Genomic DNA, 15845 nt, shown 5'->3' on the forward strand with positions numbered 1-15845 from the left:
ACACCCGTGACCACTCACCCGGTGCGGGGGGTTGTCTGGTATTTGTTCAGAGTTGCACAGTGGACGCGTAGCAGCTTCGTAGTCAAGTCCTCGGCCTATTAGTACCGGTCAACTGAACCCGTTACCGAGCTTACATTTCCGGCCTATCAACCCAGTCGTCTAGCTGGGGGCCTTACCCCACCAAAGGTGGATGGGATACCTCATCTTGAAGCAGGCTTCCCGCTTAGATGCTTTCAGCGGTTATCCCTTCCGAACGTAGCTAACCAGCCGTGCCCCTGGCGGGACAACTGGCACACCAGAGGTTCGTCCGTCCCGGTCCTCTCGTACTAGGGACAGCCCTTCTCAAGTATCCTACGCGCACGGCGGATAGGGACCGAACTGTCTCACGACGTTCTAAACCCAGCTCGCGTACCGCTTTAATGGGCGAACAGCCCAACCCTTGGGACCTGCTACAGCCCCAGGATGCGACGAGCCGACATCGAGGTGCCAAACCATCCCGTCGATATGGACTCTTGGGGAAGATCAGCCTGTTATCCCCGGGGTACCTTTTATCCGTTGAGCGACACCGCTTCCACACGCAAGTGCCGGATCACTAGTCCCGACTTTCGTCCCTGCTCGACCTGTCAGTCTCACAGTCAAGCTCCCTTGTGTACTTGCACTCAACACCTGATTGCCAACCAGGCTGAGGGAACCTTTGGGCGCCTCCGTTACCCTTTAGGAGGCAACCGCCCCAGTTAAACTACCCACCAGACACTGTCCCTGAACCGGATAACGGTCCGAAGTTAGATACCCAAATCAACCAGAGTGGTATTTCAAGATTGCCTCCACCCATACTGGCGTACAGGTTTCACCGGCTCCCACCTATCCTACACAAGCCCATTCAGATACCAATGTCAAGCTATAGTAAAGGTCCCGGGGTCTTTCCGTCCTGCCGCGCGTAACGAGCATCTTTACTCGTACTGCAATTTCGCCGGGCCTGTGGTTGAGACAGTGGGGAAGTCGTTACGCCATTCGTGCAGGTCGGAACTTACCCGACAAGGAATTTCGCTACCTTAGGATGGTTATAGTTACCACCGCCGTTTACTGGCGCTTAAGTTCTCCGCCTCGCCCCAAAGGAGCTAACAGGTCCCCTTAACGTTCCAGCACCGGGCAGGCGTCAGTCCATATACATCGAATTACTTCTTCGCATGGACCTGTGTTTTTAGTAAACAGTCGCTTCCCCCTGCTCTCTGCGGCCATACAACGCTCCACCCGCACGGGGCTTCACGTCTCCGGCCCCCCTTCTCCCTAAGTTACGGGGGCAATTTGCCGAGTTCCTTAACCACAGTTCGCCCGATCGCCTCGGTATTCTCTACCTGACCACCTGTGTCGGTTTGGGGTACGGGCCGCTAAGAACTCGCTAGAGGCTTTTCTCGGCAGCATAGGATCACTGACTTCACCTGAATCGGCTCGGCATCACGTCTCAGCCCTGTGTACCGCGGATTTGCCTACGGCACGGCCTACACGCTTACCCCGGCACAACCACCGGCCGGGCTCAGCTACCTTCCTGCGTCACCCCATCGCTTGACTACTACCCACCAGGTTCCTGCGCTCACCATTCTTGGTCCGAAGACCGCCAACAGCTCGGACAGTTAGCACAACAGGGTTCATCACGGGCGCTCTTTCGCGGGTACGGGAATATCAACCCGTTGTCCATCGACTACGCCTCTCGGCCTCGCCTTAGGTCCCGACTCACCCAGGGCGGATTAGCCTGGCCCTGGAACCCTTGGTCATCCGGCGGAAGGGTTTCTCACCCTTCTTTCGCTACTCATGCCTGCATTCTCACTCGTGCCGCGTCCACAACTAGGTCACCCCGCTGCTTCACCCCCGGCACGACGCTCCCCTACCCACCCACACACCTGCACCAGACACCAAAATGCCTGACGAAGTATCATGTGAGTGCCACAGCTTCGGCGGTGTGCTTGAGCCCCGCTACATTGTCGGCGCGGAACCACTTGACCAGTGAGCTATTACGCACTCTTTAAAGGATGGCTGCTTCTAAGCCAACCTCCTGGTTGTCTATGCGACCCCACATCCTTTTCCACTTAGCACACGCTTAGGGGCCTTAGCTGGTGATCTGGGCTGTTTCCCTCTCGACTACGAAGCTTATCCCCCGCAGTCTCACTGCCGCGCTCTCACTTACCGGCATTCGGAGTTTGGCTGATTTCGGTAAGCTTGTAGGCCCCCTAGACCATCCAGTGCTCTACCTCCGGCAAGAAACACACGACGCTGCACCTAAATGCATTTCGGGGAGAACCAGCTATCACGGAGTTTGATTGGCCTTTCACCCCTAACCACAGATCATCCCCCAACTTTTCAACGTTGGTGGGTTCGGCCCTCCACGCGGTCTTACCCGCGCTTCAGCCTGCCCATGGCTAGATCACTCCGCTTCGGGTCTAGAACATGCGACTACAACGCCCTCTTCAGACTCGCTTTCGCTACGGCTACCCCACACGGGTTAACCTCGCCACATGCCACTAACTCGCAGGCTCATTCTTCAAAAGGCACGCCGTCACCCCGCAAGGCTCCGACGGATTGTAGGCGAACGGTTTCAGGTACTATTTCACTCCCCTCCCGGGGTACTTTTCACCATTCCCTCACGGTACTCGTCCGCTATCGGTCACCAGGAAGTATTTAGGCTTACCAGGTGGTCCTGGCAGATTCACGGCAGATTTCAGGAGTCCGCCGCTACTCGGGAACACCCACAGAAGGTCAGCAACTTTCACCTACCGGACTCTCACCGCCTACGGTCAGCCATTCCAGACTGTTCGGCTAGCCACTGACTTGATAACTCCTCGGACAAGTGTCAGCTTGTCCAGCAGGGTCCCACAACCCCGACCACGCAACCCCTGACAGGTATCACACGCAACCGGTTTAGCCTACATCCGCTTTCGCTCGCCACTACTCACGGAATCACTAAATTGTTTTCTCTTCCTACGGGTACTGAGATGTTTCACTTCCCCGCGTTCCCCCCATACACCCTATGTGTTCAGATGCAGGTGACACCACATGACTGGTGCCAGGTTTCCCCATTCGGACACCCTGGGATCACAGCTTGGTTGACAGCTCCCCCAGGCCTATCGCGGCCTCCCACGTCCTTCATCGGCTCCTGGTGCCAAGGCATCCACCGTTCGCCCTTGACAACTTGACCACAAAGATGCTCGCGTCCACTGTGCAATTCTCAACAAACAACCAACCCACAACCCAACAGCCCCACACCAGCAACCCCACCCCACCCACAGGCAGAACAGAATCCGGTATGCAAGGCCAGGCCATGCCTGGCAACCTTCAACAAGCTTCCGCTCATCCAAAGGCTCCGAAAAAACAACCACAAGGATTGTTCCTTCAGGACCCAACAGGGTGCTCTCCATCTCTTCCCAGCCGCACCGACCCGACCATTCCCACCACACCAGGTGTAGCTGTACTAGATCATCACGGCCGTTGCCAAGAAAAAACTCACCAGTGTCTCCGCCATCCGAGCACCCCGACCCGACACTCTGCGGACCGCGGGCTCCATACCAGCTTTCACTGGATGGTGCTCCTTAGAAAGGAGGTGATCCAGCCGCACCTTCCGGTACGGCTACCTTGTTACGACTTCGTCCCAATCGCCAGCCCCACCTTCGACGGCTCCCTCCACAAGGGTTGGGCCACCGGCTTCGGGTGTTGCCGACTTTCGTGACGTGACGGGCGGTGTGTACAAGGCCCGGGAACGTATTCACCGCAGCGTTGCTGATCTGCGATTACTAGCGACTCCGACTTCACGGGGTCGAGTTGCAGACCCCGATCCGAACTGAGACCGGCTTTTTGGGATTCGCTCCACCTCACGGCATCGCAACCCATTGTACCGGCCATTGTAGCATGCGTGAAGCCCTGGACATAAGGGGCATGATGACTTGACGTCATCCCCACCTTCCTCCGAGTTGACCCCGGCAGTCTTCGATGAGTCCCCGCCATAACGCGCTGGCAACATCGAACGAGGGTTGCGCTCGTTGCGGGACTTAACCCAACATCTCACGACACGAGCTGACGACAGCCATGCACCACCTGTGACCGCCCCCGAAGGACCTCCCATCTCTGGAAGTTTTGCGGCCATGTCAAACCCAGGTAAGGTTCTTCGCGTTGCATCGAATTAATCCGCATGCTCCGCCGCTTGTGCGGGCCCCCGTCAATTCCTTTGAGTTTTAGCCTTGCGGCCGTACTCCCCAGGCGGGGCGCTTAATGCGTTAGCTGCGGCACAGGAAACCGGAGAGGCCCCCCACACCTAGCGCCCAACGTTTACAGCGTGGACTACCAGGGTATCTAATCCTGTTCGCTCCCCACGCTTTCGCTCCTCAGCGTCAGTATCGGCCCAGAGACCCGCCTTCGCCACCGGTGTTCCTCCTGATATCTGCGCATTTCACCGCTACACCAGGAATTCCAGTCTCCCCTACCGAACTCTAGCCTGCCCGTATCGACCGCAGGCTTGGGGTTGAGCCCCAAGTTTTCACGGTCGACGCGACAAGCCGCCTACGAGCTCTTTACGCCCAATAAATCCGGACAACGCTCGCACCCTACGTCTTACCGCGGCTGCTGGCACGTAGTTGGCCGGTGCTTCTTCTGCAGGTACCGTCACTTGCGCTTCGTCCCTGCTGAAAGAGGTTTACAACCCGAAGGCCGTCATCCCTCACGCGGCGTCGCTGCATCAGGCTTCCGCCCATTGTGCAATATTCCCCACTGCTGCCTCCCGTAGGAGTCTGGGCCGTGTCTCAGTCCCAGTGTGGCCGGTCGCCCTCTCAGGCCGGCTACCCGTCGTCGCCTTGGTAGGCCATCACCCCACCAACAAGCTGATAGGCCGCGAGCCCATCCCAGGCCGAAAAACTTTCCACCCCCCACCATGCGGAAGAAGGTCATATCCGGTATTAGCCCCCGTTTCCGAGGGTTATCCCAAAGCCTAGGGCAGGTTACTCACGTGTTACTCACCCGTTCGCCGCTCGAGTACCCCGAAGGGCCTTTCCGCTCGACTTGCATGTGTTAAGCACGCCGCCAGCGTTCGTCCTGAGCCAGGATCAAACTCTCCAACAAAAACCTTGTCGAACAGCACATCCTGACAACAAACAAATGTTGCCAAAGGAATCCCAGCCGACCAAACCCGAAGATTCAGCCAACCCGGGGTATAAATCATCATTGGCACTGGCTTATCAAGCACCCTGTTGAGTTCTCAAAGAACAACCACACACCGTCTGGCCACCGCTTTAGCGGCTTCCCTTCCGGGGCAACTTCTCCAAGTTACTGCGACTGGCTTTCACTGTCAAATTCGCTTTCGCGATCCTTCAGCTCTACTCAGCCATTTCCACGTTTTACGCACGCCGTGATCGGCGGTCGTTACTGTCGTGGGATCGGCAGACCGGCCAGCGTTCGCTCGCGCTACGCTCGCCCGGCTCCCTGCCGGCTTTGGTAATCTACCCGGTCGGCTTCGCGTTCGCAACCCCAAGTTCGGGGAAACTTCGCACCACCCGGTTCCAGCATCGCTCGGCGCTTCCGCCACGATCCTGATGCCCACTTCCGGCCGGTTCGTCCGGCCTTCCGTGTGCAGAAAGGAAGTTACGCCCACGTCCCATCGAAGGCAAATCAGCGATCATCACTGTCAGCGTGCCGGTCTGCACCGACCGCTCTTGCGACCCGCGCGACCGGGCCGCGGGTGCCCGGTGGCCCGGTACCGCGGGTGCCCGGTGGTCCGGTACCGCGGGTGCCCGGTGGTCCGGTACCGCGGGTGCCCGGTGGTCCGGTACCGCGGGTGCCCGGTGGCCCGGTGGCCGCAAGTGCCTGATGGTGCGGAACCGCGGGTGCCCGGTCCCCCGTACCAGGTGAAGGGCTCCCCCGCCACGCCTCCCGCGTCCCCCCGGCCACCGTCCCCGTCGTCCGCGGTGCGGTACCGGGAACCGGAAACGACGACCGAGTGGCCGATCCGTGCCAGAGTGGCTGCCATGGATGAGGCGTCCCGATCCCCCACGGCCACCCTCGCCGACGACGCGTTGCTGGGGCTCCTGCTGCCCTTCTGGCAGCTGGTGATCGCGGCCGTCGTACTCGTCGTCGTCGTTCTGTCAGTCGTTCGGCTCGCCCGGCGTGGGCCGTCCAGGATGGGAACCGCCCTGCTGGTCACGGCGGCGGCGATCATCGGGCTCGCCGTCGCGGGCGTCCTGCTGAGCTGACCGGCCCCGCAACACCGACGCACTCCGGGTGCCGGGCGTGCCGGCTACGGACGGCCCCGCGACACCGGACCCACTCCGGGTCACGGGCGTGCCGGCTACGGACGGCCCCACAACACCGAACCCACTCCGGGTCACGGGCGTGCCAGGTGCGGACGGACTCGGCACAGCCGAGCAACTCCGCTTGAGGTGCCTGCCGGGACCGGACAGACCCGGCACACCGGACCCGCTCCGCGTGACCTGACCGAGCGAGCCGGTCAGAGACGACGGTTCGCCAGGCTGGGCAGCTCGGCCCGGATCGTTCGCAACCGGTCGAGGTCCAGCTCGACCACGGTCAGGCCCGGCCCGTCGGGCACCTGGCCGAGGACCGTGCCCCAGGGGTCGACCACCATGCTGCGCCCGAAACAGGTCCGGCCCGGATCATGGTCACCGGTCTGCCCGGCGGCGGCCACGAAGCACTGGTTCTCGATCGCCCGCGCCCGCAGCAGCACCTCCCAGTGGTCCCGCCCGGTGTGTGCCATGAAGGCCGCCGGAACGACCAGCAGGTGCGCCCCACCATCGGTGGCCAGCCGGCGGTACAGCTCCGGGAAACGCAGGTCGTAACAGATGGACAGGCCCACCCGCAGGCCTTCCACGTCGACCACCACCGGCTCCCGCCCCGCGGCGACCGTGGCGGACTCGCGGTAGGACACCCGACCCGGAATCTCCACGTCGTACAGGTGGATCTTCCGGTAGCTGGCGGCGAGCGTGCCGGACCGGTCGAAGACCAGCGACGTGTTCCAGGTGTGCGCCGGGTCCGGCCCGACCTCGTGGAAGGAGCCGGCGACCAGCCAGATCCCGAGCCGGCGGGCCACCTCGGCGAAGAACGTCCCCACCGTGCCGTCCACCCCCTCGGCCGCCGGCATCCCGTCTGCACGGCCGAGATAGTCGACGTACTCGGGAAGGACCGCCAGGTCGGCACCGGCCGCCGCGGCGCGGACCAGCAGGGCCTCGGCGGCGGCCAGGTTCGCCCGCCGGTCGTCGCGGGCGTTGAGCTGACAGACGGCGACACGCATGATGATCAGGGTACGGGCGGAAGGCGGCCGGGAACAGCGGGTGACGGGCCGGTCCGCAGGAAGGCGACGGCAGGTTCAGCGCAGGTGTCGCCGCCCGGCACACGCAGCAGCACGGCCCCGGGCGTCGAGGCCGTGCTGCCGGGCCGGTCAGGCCGACTTTTCCTCGCGGTCGCGGCGGGCCCGCCGGCCGGTGAACTCGCGCGGCACGATCGTCGGGTTGACGTTCTCCAGGACCGCTTCGCGGGTGATCAGCACCCGGGCGGCGTCCGGGTTGCTCGGCACCTCGTACATCACGGAGAGGAGGACCTCCTCCATGATCGCGCGCAGGCCACGGGCACCGGTGCCGCGGAGCATGGCCTGGTCGGCGATCGCCTCCAGCGCCGGCGGCTCGAACTCCAGCTCGACGCCGTCCAGCTCGAAGAGCCGCTGGTACTGCCGGACCAGGGCGTTGCGCGGCTCGGTGAGGATCCGGACCAGGGCGGAGCGGTCCAGGCTGCGCACGTTGGTGATGACCGGCAGCCGGCCGATGAACTCGGGGATCAGCCCGAACTTGAGCATGTCCTCCGGCATCACCTGGCTGAAGATGTCGTCGGTGGAACGCTCCGAGACCGAGCGGAGCCGGGCACCGAAGCCGGTGCCGCCGGAACCGGTGCGGGACTCGATGATCTGGTCGAGACCGGCGAAGGCACCACCGCAGATGAACAGCACGTTGGTGGTGTCGATCTGGATGAACTCCTGGTGGGGGTGCTTGCGTCCGCCCTGCGGCGGCACGTTCGACACCGTGCCCTCCAGCATCTTGAGCAGGGCCTGCTGCACGCCCTCGCCGGAGACGTCCCGGGTGATCGACGGGTTCTCGGACTTACGGGCGATCTTGTCGACCTCGTCGATGTAGATGATACCGGTCTCGGCGCGCTTGATGTCGTAGTCGGCGGCCTGGATCAGCTTGAGGAGGATGTTCTCCACGTCCTCGCCGACGTAGCCCGCCTCGGTCAGCGCGGTGGCGTCGGCGATCGCGAACGGCACGTTCAGCATCCGGGCCAGGGTCTGTGCGAGGTGTGTCTTGCCGCAGCCGGTCGGGCCGAGCAGCAGGATGTTGGACTTGGCCAGCTCGACCGCGTCGTTGCCGGAGCCCGGGGCATTGGCCGCCTCGGCCTGGATCCGCTTGTAGTGGTTGTAGACCGCGACCGCGAGCGCCTTCTTGGCCTGGTCCTGACCGACGACATAGTTGTCGAGGAACTGGCAGATCTCCATCGGCTTGGGAAGCTCTTCCCACTTCACTTCGCCCGACTCGGCCAGCTCTTCCTCGATGATCTCGTTGCAGAGATCGATGCACTCGTCGCAGATGTAGACACCTGGCCCTGCGATGAGCTTCTTGACCTGCTTCTGCGACTTGCCGCAGAACGAGCACTTCAGTAGGTCGCCGCCGTCACCGATCCGTGCCACCTACGTTCTCCCTGCACTCGTCGACCGGAACCCGGCCCTGAACCGCGGGCGCGGGGCGCCCGTCCGTGGTGAAATCCGTTCCGCCGGTCCGACCCGGCCACGCCGTACGGACCCGACGTTACCCGCTGGCGGAGGTTTCTCCGACCCCCAAAACGGGCGTGTCAGAGGTCGGCCGGAATGTGCCGCCCGGCCGACCCCCGACCCGAGGATGCTCAGCGGGCCGCGTTGGCGGCCAGCAGGCCCTTCTTGCGGCTGGTCAGGATGGTGTCGACCAGCCCGTACTCCTTGGACTCCTCGGCCGTCATGATCTTGTCACGGTCGATGTCCTTGCGAACCTGCTCGATCGGGCGGTTGCAGTGCCGGGAGAGCATGTCCTCCAGCTGGGTACGCATCCGCAGGATCTCCCGGGCCTGGATCTCGATGTCCGAGCCCTGCCCGTAGCCGCCCTCGGTGGCCGGCTGGTGGATGATGATCCGTGAGTTGGGCAGCGCCATCCGCTTGCCCGGCGTGCCCGCCGCCAGCAGCACCGCCGCCGCGCTGGCCGCCTGGCCCAGGCAGACCGTGGAGATGTCCGGCCGGACGTACTGCATGGTGTCGTAGATCGCCGTCATGGCGGTGAACGAACCACCGGGCGAGTTGATGTACATGATGATGTCGCGGTCCGGGTCGGTGCCCTCGAGCGTCAGCAGCTGCGCCATCACGTCGTTGGCGGACGCGTCGTCGACCTGGACGCCGAGGAAGATGATCCGGTCCTCGAAGAGCTTGTTGTACGGGTTGGACTCCTTGACCCCGTACGAGGTGCGCTCGACGAACGACGGCAGGACGTAACGGTTGTGCACGCCCGCGAACTGGGGCGGCAGGCTCAGGTCGGTCATCGTCAGCTCCTCAGCTCAAGGTCCCGGCGCCATCCGGAACCTGCGTGGCTCCGATGATCACCTTGTCGATGAAGCCGTAGTCCATCGCCTCCTGGGCGGTGAACCAACGGTCCCGGTCCGAGTCGGCCTCGATCTGCGCCTGGCTCTGCCCGGTGTGGTGGGCGACCCGCTCCTGGAACATCCGCTTGGTGTAGAGCATCTGCTCGGCCTGGATCGCGATGTCCGACGCGGTGCCGCCGAGGCCACCGGACGGCTGGTGCATCATGATCCGCGCGTGCGGGAGGGCGTACCGCTTGCCCTTGGTGCCCGCGCAGAGCAGCAGCTGACCCATCGAGGCGGCCATGCCCATCGCCACGGTCGACACGTCGTTGTCGATGTACTGCATGGTGTCGTAGATCGCCATGCCGGAGTAGACCGAGCCACCCGGCGAGTTGATCCAGAGGAAGATGTCGCGGTCCGGGTCCTCCGCCGCGAGCAGCAGCAGCTGGGCGCAGATGCGGTTGGCGACCTGGTCGTTCACCTCGCTGCCGAGGAAGATGATGCGTTCCTTGAGCAACCGGTTGTAGACCGAGTCGTCGAGGTTGCCAATGGTGTCGCCACCGCGGGCTTCGATCGCCCGGAGCGGCTTCGCTGGGATGTGCATGTCGGTCATGGCAGCCCTTCGCTCTCCGTACCGTCGTCCCCGACATTAACCGCTCGACCGGGTGATCGACTCCCGGTCGCGGCACTGTTCGCTCTCAGCGCAGCTGGCTCGGGACGTACCCGGAAAAGGGGTTCGGCCGCCGTCTGCCGCAACGGGCGGACGGCGGCCTACCGGGTGTGGGTCAGTGCTCGTGGTCGTGGTCGTGCGCCTGCTCGCTCTCGGCCCGCAGCGCGTCGAGGGTGACCTCGTTGCCGGCCGAGTCCTTGATAGTGATCTTCTCCATCATGGCGGCGAGCGCCTTGCCGCGCCGCACGTCGCCGAAGACGGCGCCGGCGGCACCCGAGCGGACCAGCTGGTCGTAGTACTGCTGGGGGGCCATCCCGGCGCGCTGCGCCCGGTGGACGATCTCGTGCCCGAACTCGTCGTCGGAGACCTGGGTGTCCTCGGCGTCGGCCAGGGTGTCCAGCAGCAGCTGGATCTTGACACCCTCGGTCGCCGCCTCGGCCAGCTCGGCGTCGATCTGCTCCTCGGTCTTCTCCTCGGCGGCGAGGTACTCCTCCATCGAGGCGCCGATCCGCTCCAGCTGGTCGACCATCGCCTGCTTACGGCTCTCGACCTCCTCGCGGACGACGCCCTCCGGGGCGGGCACCTCGGCGGCCGCGACCAGCTGCTCCAGGGCCTTGTCCCGGGCGGCGTAGATCTGCTCGACCCGCTTGCCCCGGCTGACCTTCTCCCGCAGGTCGGCGCGGAGCTCGTCCATGGTGTCGAACTCGCTGGCCATCTGGGCGAAGTCGTCGTCCAGCTCGGGCAGCTCCTTCTCCTTGACCGTACGGACGGTCACCGCCACCTCGGCGTCGCGGCCGGCGAAGTCGCCGCCCACCAGCTGGGTGGTGAAGGTGGTGTCGTCACCGGCGGCGAGACCGACCAGGGCCTCGTCCAGCCCCGGCAGGAGCTGCTTGCTGCCCACCTCGTGCGAGATGTTGCTCGCCGACCCGCCCGGCACGTCCTCGCCGTCGACGGTCGCGTTCAGGTCGATCTGCACGTAGTCGCCCTCGGCGGCGGCCCGCTCGACGGTCTTCAGCGTGGCGAACCGCTCGCGCAGGTTCTTGATCTGCTCGTCGATCTCGCTCTCGTCGATCTGGAGCTCGTCGACGGTCACCTCGACGGTGGCCGGGTCCGGCAGGGTCAGCTCCGGCCGGACGTCGACCTCGGCGGTGAAGTTGAGCGAGTCACCGTCGTTGAACTCGGTGATCTCGACCTCGGGGCGACCGAGCGTCTTGAGGTCGTGCTCGCGGACCGCGGCGAGGATGTTCTGCGGGATGGCCTCCTGCACCGCCTCGTTCAGCACGGTGCCCCGGCCCACCCGCTGGTCGATGACGGCGGCCGGGATCTTGCCCCGACGGAAGCCGGGAACCTGGACCTGCTGGCCGATCTCCCGGTACGCCTTCTTGAGGCTCGGCTCGAGCTCGACGAACGGCACCTCGATGGCGAGCCGCACGCGCGTCGGGCTCAGAGTCTCGACGGTGCTCTTCACAGGCGTACTCCTTGACGGATCTCAGTTTGGGTCTGGGCGGGTTGGATCTGGGCGTGATTGTGCCCATCGAGTGTAGGCGAGCCGGGACGCTGCCCCGGCAGCGCCCGGCGTACCGCGCGGAATCGGCGTCGTCCCGGGTCACCCGGACGCGCGCAGTCGGGGTGGCGGGATTTGAACCCACGGCCCCTCGCTCCCAAAGCGAGTGCGCTACCAAGCTGCGCCACACCCCGTGGCCAAAGAAGTGTATGCCGTCGCGCCCCACCCGGTACCCCGGGGCATCCCCACCGCCTCGCCTCCCCCGGCCTCGCCCCGCGCCACCTCGCCCCATGCGCCTCGCCCCGGTGATCAAGAGGTTTGCGTCACCGGGATCGCCCTGGAGCGACGCAAACCTCTTGATCACCGGAGCGAGGGAGGACAGAGGAGGGGGTGGGGTGGGTGGGAATGCCGGTGCGCGGGGGGCCGGGGGTGGGGGTAGGCTGGCGGCGCGTCCCGGGATGCCGGGCGTACGCGGGCGTAGCTCAATGGCAGAGCTTCAGTCTTCCAAACTGACGGTGCGGGTTCGATTCCCGTCGCCCGCTCCACACCTTCCGGCCCAGCTCAGCGGCATACTCGCCGAGCCTGGGCCGTTCTCGTACTAGCCGTCTTTGATCTTGCGTGCCATTGGCGTGCCAGTAGACCGGCCGTGCCGCCCGAGACGGGTCCGCGTGCCGGACGGGCCGCCTTCGTGCCCTTGACCGGCCTACGGGCCGCCGGCTTCGCCTCGGTCGCGTTCCGCTTCGCCGGCTTGCCCTTGGACGCCTTGGCCTGGGCATCGCTCGCCTTGACCTTGGACGTCTCTCCCTTGCCCTCGCTCGACCTGGCCGTGGCCGCCGCCCGCTTCGCCTGCTTGGTGATCCGGCGGTCCATGCCGTAGGCGATCTCCCGGTCGCGCTCGCCGTTCGCGTGCTGGTAGACCAGCGCAGCCCGCATGCTCGCGTGCCCCATCCGGTGCATCAGGTCCCGGGTGCTGGCCCCGGTCGCCGCCGCCAGGTTGTTGCCAGTGTGCCGCAGATCGTGGAAGTGGAACCCGGCCGGCATGCCCGCCGCCCGCAGCGCCGACGCCCAGCCGACCGCCCGGCGGAAGTTGCCGGAACGCAGCACCGCCCCCTTGTCCCCGGTGAAGGCCAACGTCTTCGGCCCCTCCCCCACGTATGCGGCCAGGTGGTCCGCGAGCACCGTCCGGGCCGCCGCCGGAAGGGTCACCGTACGGTTGCCCGCCGCCGACTTCGGCGGACCGAACTCCATCCCGTTGCGCAGTGCGGCCAGATTGCGCGGGACGCGGACCGTGCCGGCCGTGAGGTCGACGTCCGAGCGCCGCACGCCGCCAACTCGCCCCAACGCAGACCGGAGAACGCAGCGACGATCACCAGCGCGGCGAACCGGGGCGGCATCCGCCCGGCGAGCGCGAGCACCTGGGCGACGGTCGCCACCGGGCGCTCCGGCGTGTGATAAAAGGATGCGGGGCCGCCCCTCCGACCTCAAGGGCGCTTCGCGTCGCTACGCTACGGCCCTGCGGCCGCCCTTGGCCCCGGAGCCTCTGCGACCCCTCGGGCCGGCCTTGCCGGCAGGCGGGAACCTGCCCGTGATGCTCACGCCGCATCCCCACCACTGCCTCGCATGCCGGCAACGCTGGCCCCTGCCCGCGACGAGCCGGTCAAGGGATGCTTGACGCCAGGAGCAGAATTGAGAAGCGTGACCCATCGCGCAGGCAGCAGCGGGGAATGGCCTGATATTGCGTATCGGCAGGTCGGGCACCGTCTGATCGCCTGTGTGGCCGAGGGCAGTGATTACCGTGAGGTGTATCCGGTGGCATCCCAACTCTACCAATGGCCCCTCGACTCAGCGGGCGACGCTCTCAGTTGGGTCTACACCCTGCCTGGTGCCGCACGTCGCAGACTTGAACGCCTATCTGTGTACTGTCCTCGAAACTGCCCATTGCTGGTTATTTACCTCATAAAGGGATGGCTTCTGTTGCAACTGAGGGGCGACTTCATGGTTAGGGACGGGCCATCAGGAAGGATCCTGCCTAGCGGTGATAAGCCGGGTAGAGCTGCATTTTTGGCCTATGCGCCCCGTTGGCTGGATGGGCCGCCGGACCTCCGAGTATGGGAGGTTAGATGCCGCCATGGGCTCTACTTGATAGATACATTTGAGGCGTTCACGGCCGCGTGTTCGGCGTATGTGGCAGGGAAGCGGCGGGTCGTCGCTGTGGCCGCGCTCGCGCCAGGGTCTGGGCTACACTAGAGCTTCATCTTCATAGGGCCTGCGCGAAGTCATCGCCGCCCCGGGACTAGGCACCCGGAAACAACCCTTCAAGGGGTGGTTTCCTCATGTCACCAAGGTCCGACCGCGAGTCAGTCGTCACCGTGCATCTCACCGTAGCGCTGCTGGAGATCTCGACCTCCACCCCGCAGGCTCGCATCGACTCAGCCGGCAGGCGTCGCGAGCGGATCGTGCTGGCCTCCACAGTCGCCAGTGTGCTCATTGCGCTGGGCGCTTGGCTGTTCCCGCAGACGCCCTCAGGCGAGGTGACGCCGACAACGGTTCCTGTCTCTGTGATCCCGGCGTCTCCTACCGCGCAGCCGACTCCGACCGCTGCAAGGGTGACGGCGGTGCAGCCGTGCCCGACGCGTACCCTATACAGCGGTCAGCAGTGGTCCGAGCGAACGCCGTAACTGTCCCTGAAGACCAGCGATATGTAGTCGCTCGTAAGCTGCCACGACTGCCAGTGAGCAGACTCATGCGATTCCCAAGCTGACAGCCCGAACAACCGGCCTTGTCGTTGCCAGGCCGTCGCCAGGCCGTAAGGTGTCGACCGACGGTGCCTAACGGTGACGATCGATGCCTGGTGTCCGCGCAGCTCAGCAGGGGATGAGTGTCCTTTACCCGGTTCGCCTGTCACCCGGCAACAGTTCAACGCCAAGTGACGCGCGGAGAGTCGCATCCACGGAAGTGAACGCGACCATCAATAGATGGCAGGTGCGCCGGGTGACGAACTGAGCGACGGGGCCGTCAAGCATGCCCTGTGACCGGACATCCGGCTTCAACCCAGCACTGCCGAATCGCTCTCTTTAGGATCAAGGGGCCGCGCAAGCGCGCCCCCCGCCGCACTTGGCCTGCTGGCGGCCTCCGGCCGGCATCGGCCAGCGCGGCGGGTCACACGGAAGCAATCTACTGGCCTGGGCACTGCACCCCCATAGTCTTTACGCGAGCAGTAGCGCCACCGGCACAGTGTCCGTGCATAGTCAGAGCTTCAGGCCGTTTCTCCCTGGCCGGACTGGTTAATCGGTTCGGAGCGACGCGCATCGGGGCCGATCTCATCGGGGCGGATAAGGCCATCCTCAATAGCTCGGGCTAACAGTGCCGCCTTGGTCGCAGCGGGTCGACCAGTCCGGGCGTACTTGATCCGAGCTCGGTCGACGTACTGCTTGACGGTGTATTCGCTGATTCTCATTCGACGCGCCACCGATGCCTTCGACATTGACTGAAACCAGAGCAGAAGGGCCTCGCGTTCTTTGGGAGACAGCACCGGGCGGTCGGTACTTCGGTCGGCAACGATCGCCCCAGCCAGGACGGGCGTCACGTAGGGTCGATCGCTGGCCGCTGCAAGTAGGGACTGGACAAGGTGCTCGCGCGACTCATGCTTGCCAAGAAATGCGACTGCGCCCGCCTCCAGCAGAGACATGGCAGTGTCAGGGCTCGTGTCTTCTGAGTAGACCACCACTCGCCTACCTGCCCGACTGAGTTCGGCGACCTTGTCAATCACCAATCGGTCGCCCGATCTCAAGTCGAGTAAGATCACATCGACTGAGGGCTGCCCATCGGCCAACAAAGTCTCTAGGTCCGCGCCTGTCGAGAGCAGCGTCAGCCGAGGCTCGGCGGCAAGCCACGAGCGAGCACCTTCGATCGCCATCGGATGGCTATCGACGATGGCCACTCCGATGCGGGATTTTGGCGGTGCTTCCTCATCACCCAGCGGCATTGTTGACTGCTCGCCGGGGCTGGTTGACGCGTTTCGAGGGACGTTCGGTT

8 protein-coding genes, 2 tRNA genes and 2 rRNA genes are annotated in these 15845 nt (G+C 64.6%); 2 read left to right on the forward strand and 10 right to left on the reverse strand.

Going from position 1 to position 15845, the window contains the following annotated elements; all coding sequences use genetic code 11:
* Positions 1 to 78: 78 nt before the first annotated feature.
* Positions 79 to 3190, reverse strand: a 23S ribosomal RNA gene (locus O7625_RS00625).
* A gap of 395 nt (positions 3191 to 3585) precedes the next feature.
* Positions 3586 to 5100 (reverse strand): 16S ribosomal RNA (locus O7625_RS00630).
* The 16S and 23S rRNA genes sit together here, the layout of an rRNA operon.
* A 902-nt stretch (positions 5101 to 6002) precedes the next feature.
* Here O7625_RS00630 and O7625_RS00635 point away from each other — a divergent pair.
* Positions 6003 to 6227, forward strand: coding sequence for a hypothetical protein (locus O7625_RS00635; protein ID WP_067310636.1), 225 nt, complete (start codon positions 6003 to 6005; stop codon positions 6225 to 6227).
* A gap of 254 nt (positions 6228 to 6481) precedes the next feature.
* On the opposite strand, the gene O7625_RS00640 is transcribed toward O7625_RS00635, so the two are convergent.
* The 6 genes from O7625_RS00640 to O7625_RS00665 all read right to left on the reverse strand — a co-directional run bounded on the left by O7625_RS00640 (position 6482) and on the right by O7625_RS00665 (position 12004).
* Complete coding sequence (locus O7625_RS00640; RefSeq protein WP_282343532.1) at positions 6482 to 7279, reverse strand: carbon-nitrogen hydrolase family protein; 798 nt, start codon at positions 7277 to 7279, stop codon at positions 6482 to 6484.
* A 147-nt stretch (positions 7280 to 7426) separates the two neighbouring features.
* Positions 7427 to 8722 (reverse strand): ATP-dependent Clp protease ATP-binding subunit ClpX, encoded by a 1296-nt coding sequence (clpX, locus tag O7625_RS00645; protein ID WP_067310644.1) that lies wholly within the window; start codon positions 8720 to 8722, stop codon positions 7427 to 7429.
* 212 nt (positions 8723 to 8934) lie between these two features.
* Positions 8935 to 9597, reverse strand: a complete 663-nt coding sequence (locus tag O7625_RS00650; RefSeq protein WP_067310647.1) for an ATP-dependent Clp protease proteolytic subunit — start codon at positions 9595 to 9597, stop codon at positions 8935 to 8937.
* 10 nt (positions 9598 to 9607) lie between these two features.
* On the reverse strand, positions 9608 to 10249 hold the full coding sequence (locus O7625_RS00655) for an ATP-dependent Clp protease proteolytic subunit (protein ID WP_067310650.1): 642 nt from the start codon (positions 10247 to 10249) through the stop codon (positions 9608 to 9610).
* A 172-nt stretch (positions 10250 to 10421) separates the two neighbouring features.
* The gene (tig, locus tag O7625_RS00660) at positions 10422 to 11774 is read right to left on the reverse strand and encodes a trigger factor (RefSeq protein WP_282343534.1); all 1353 of its coding nucleotides are present in this window, start codon (positions 11772 to 11774) and stop codon (positions 10422 to 10424) included.
* A 156-nt stretch (positions 11775 to 11930) separates the two neighbouring features.
* Positions 11931 to 12004 (reverse strand) — tRNA-Pro (locus O7625_RS00665).
* Between the two features lie 277 nt (positions 12005 to 12281).
* Here O7625_RS00665 and O7625_RS00670 point away from each other — a divergent pair.
* A tRNA-Gly gene (locus O7625_RS00670) sits at positions 12282 to 12355 on the forward strand.
* Positions 12356 to 12371: 16 nt separating this feature from the next.
* Here the strand turns inward: O7625_RS00670 and O7625_RS00675 are convergent.
* Positions 12372 to 13133 carry a tyrosine-type recombinase/integrase gene (locus O7625_RS00675; protein ID WP_282343536.1) on the reverse strand — a complete coding sequence of 254 codons (762 nt, stop codon included), beginning with the start codon at positions 13131 to 13133 and terminating at the stop codon, positions 12372 to 12374.
* A gap of 1933 nt (positions 13134 to 15066) precedes the next feature.
* The gene (locus O7625_RS00680; protein ID WP_348774007.1) at positions 15067 to 15795 is read right to left on the reverse strand and encodes a response regulator transcription factor; all 729 of its coding nucleotides are present in this window, start codon (positions 15793 to 15795) and stop codon (positions 15067 to 15069) included.
* Between the last annotated feature and the right edge of the window lie 50 nt (positions 15796 to 15845).

Source organism: Micromonospora sp. WMMD714 (assembly GCF_029581315.1).
Taxonomy (GTDB): domain Bacteria; phylum Actinomycetota; class Actinomycetes; order Mycobacteriales; family Micromonosporaceae; genus Micromonospora; species Micromonospora rifamycinica.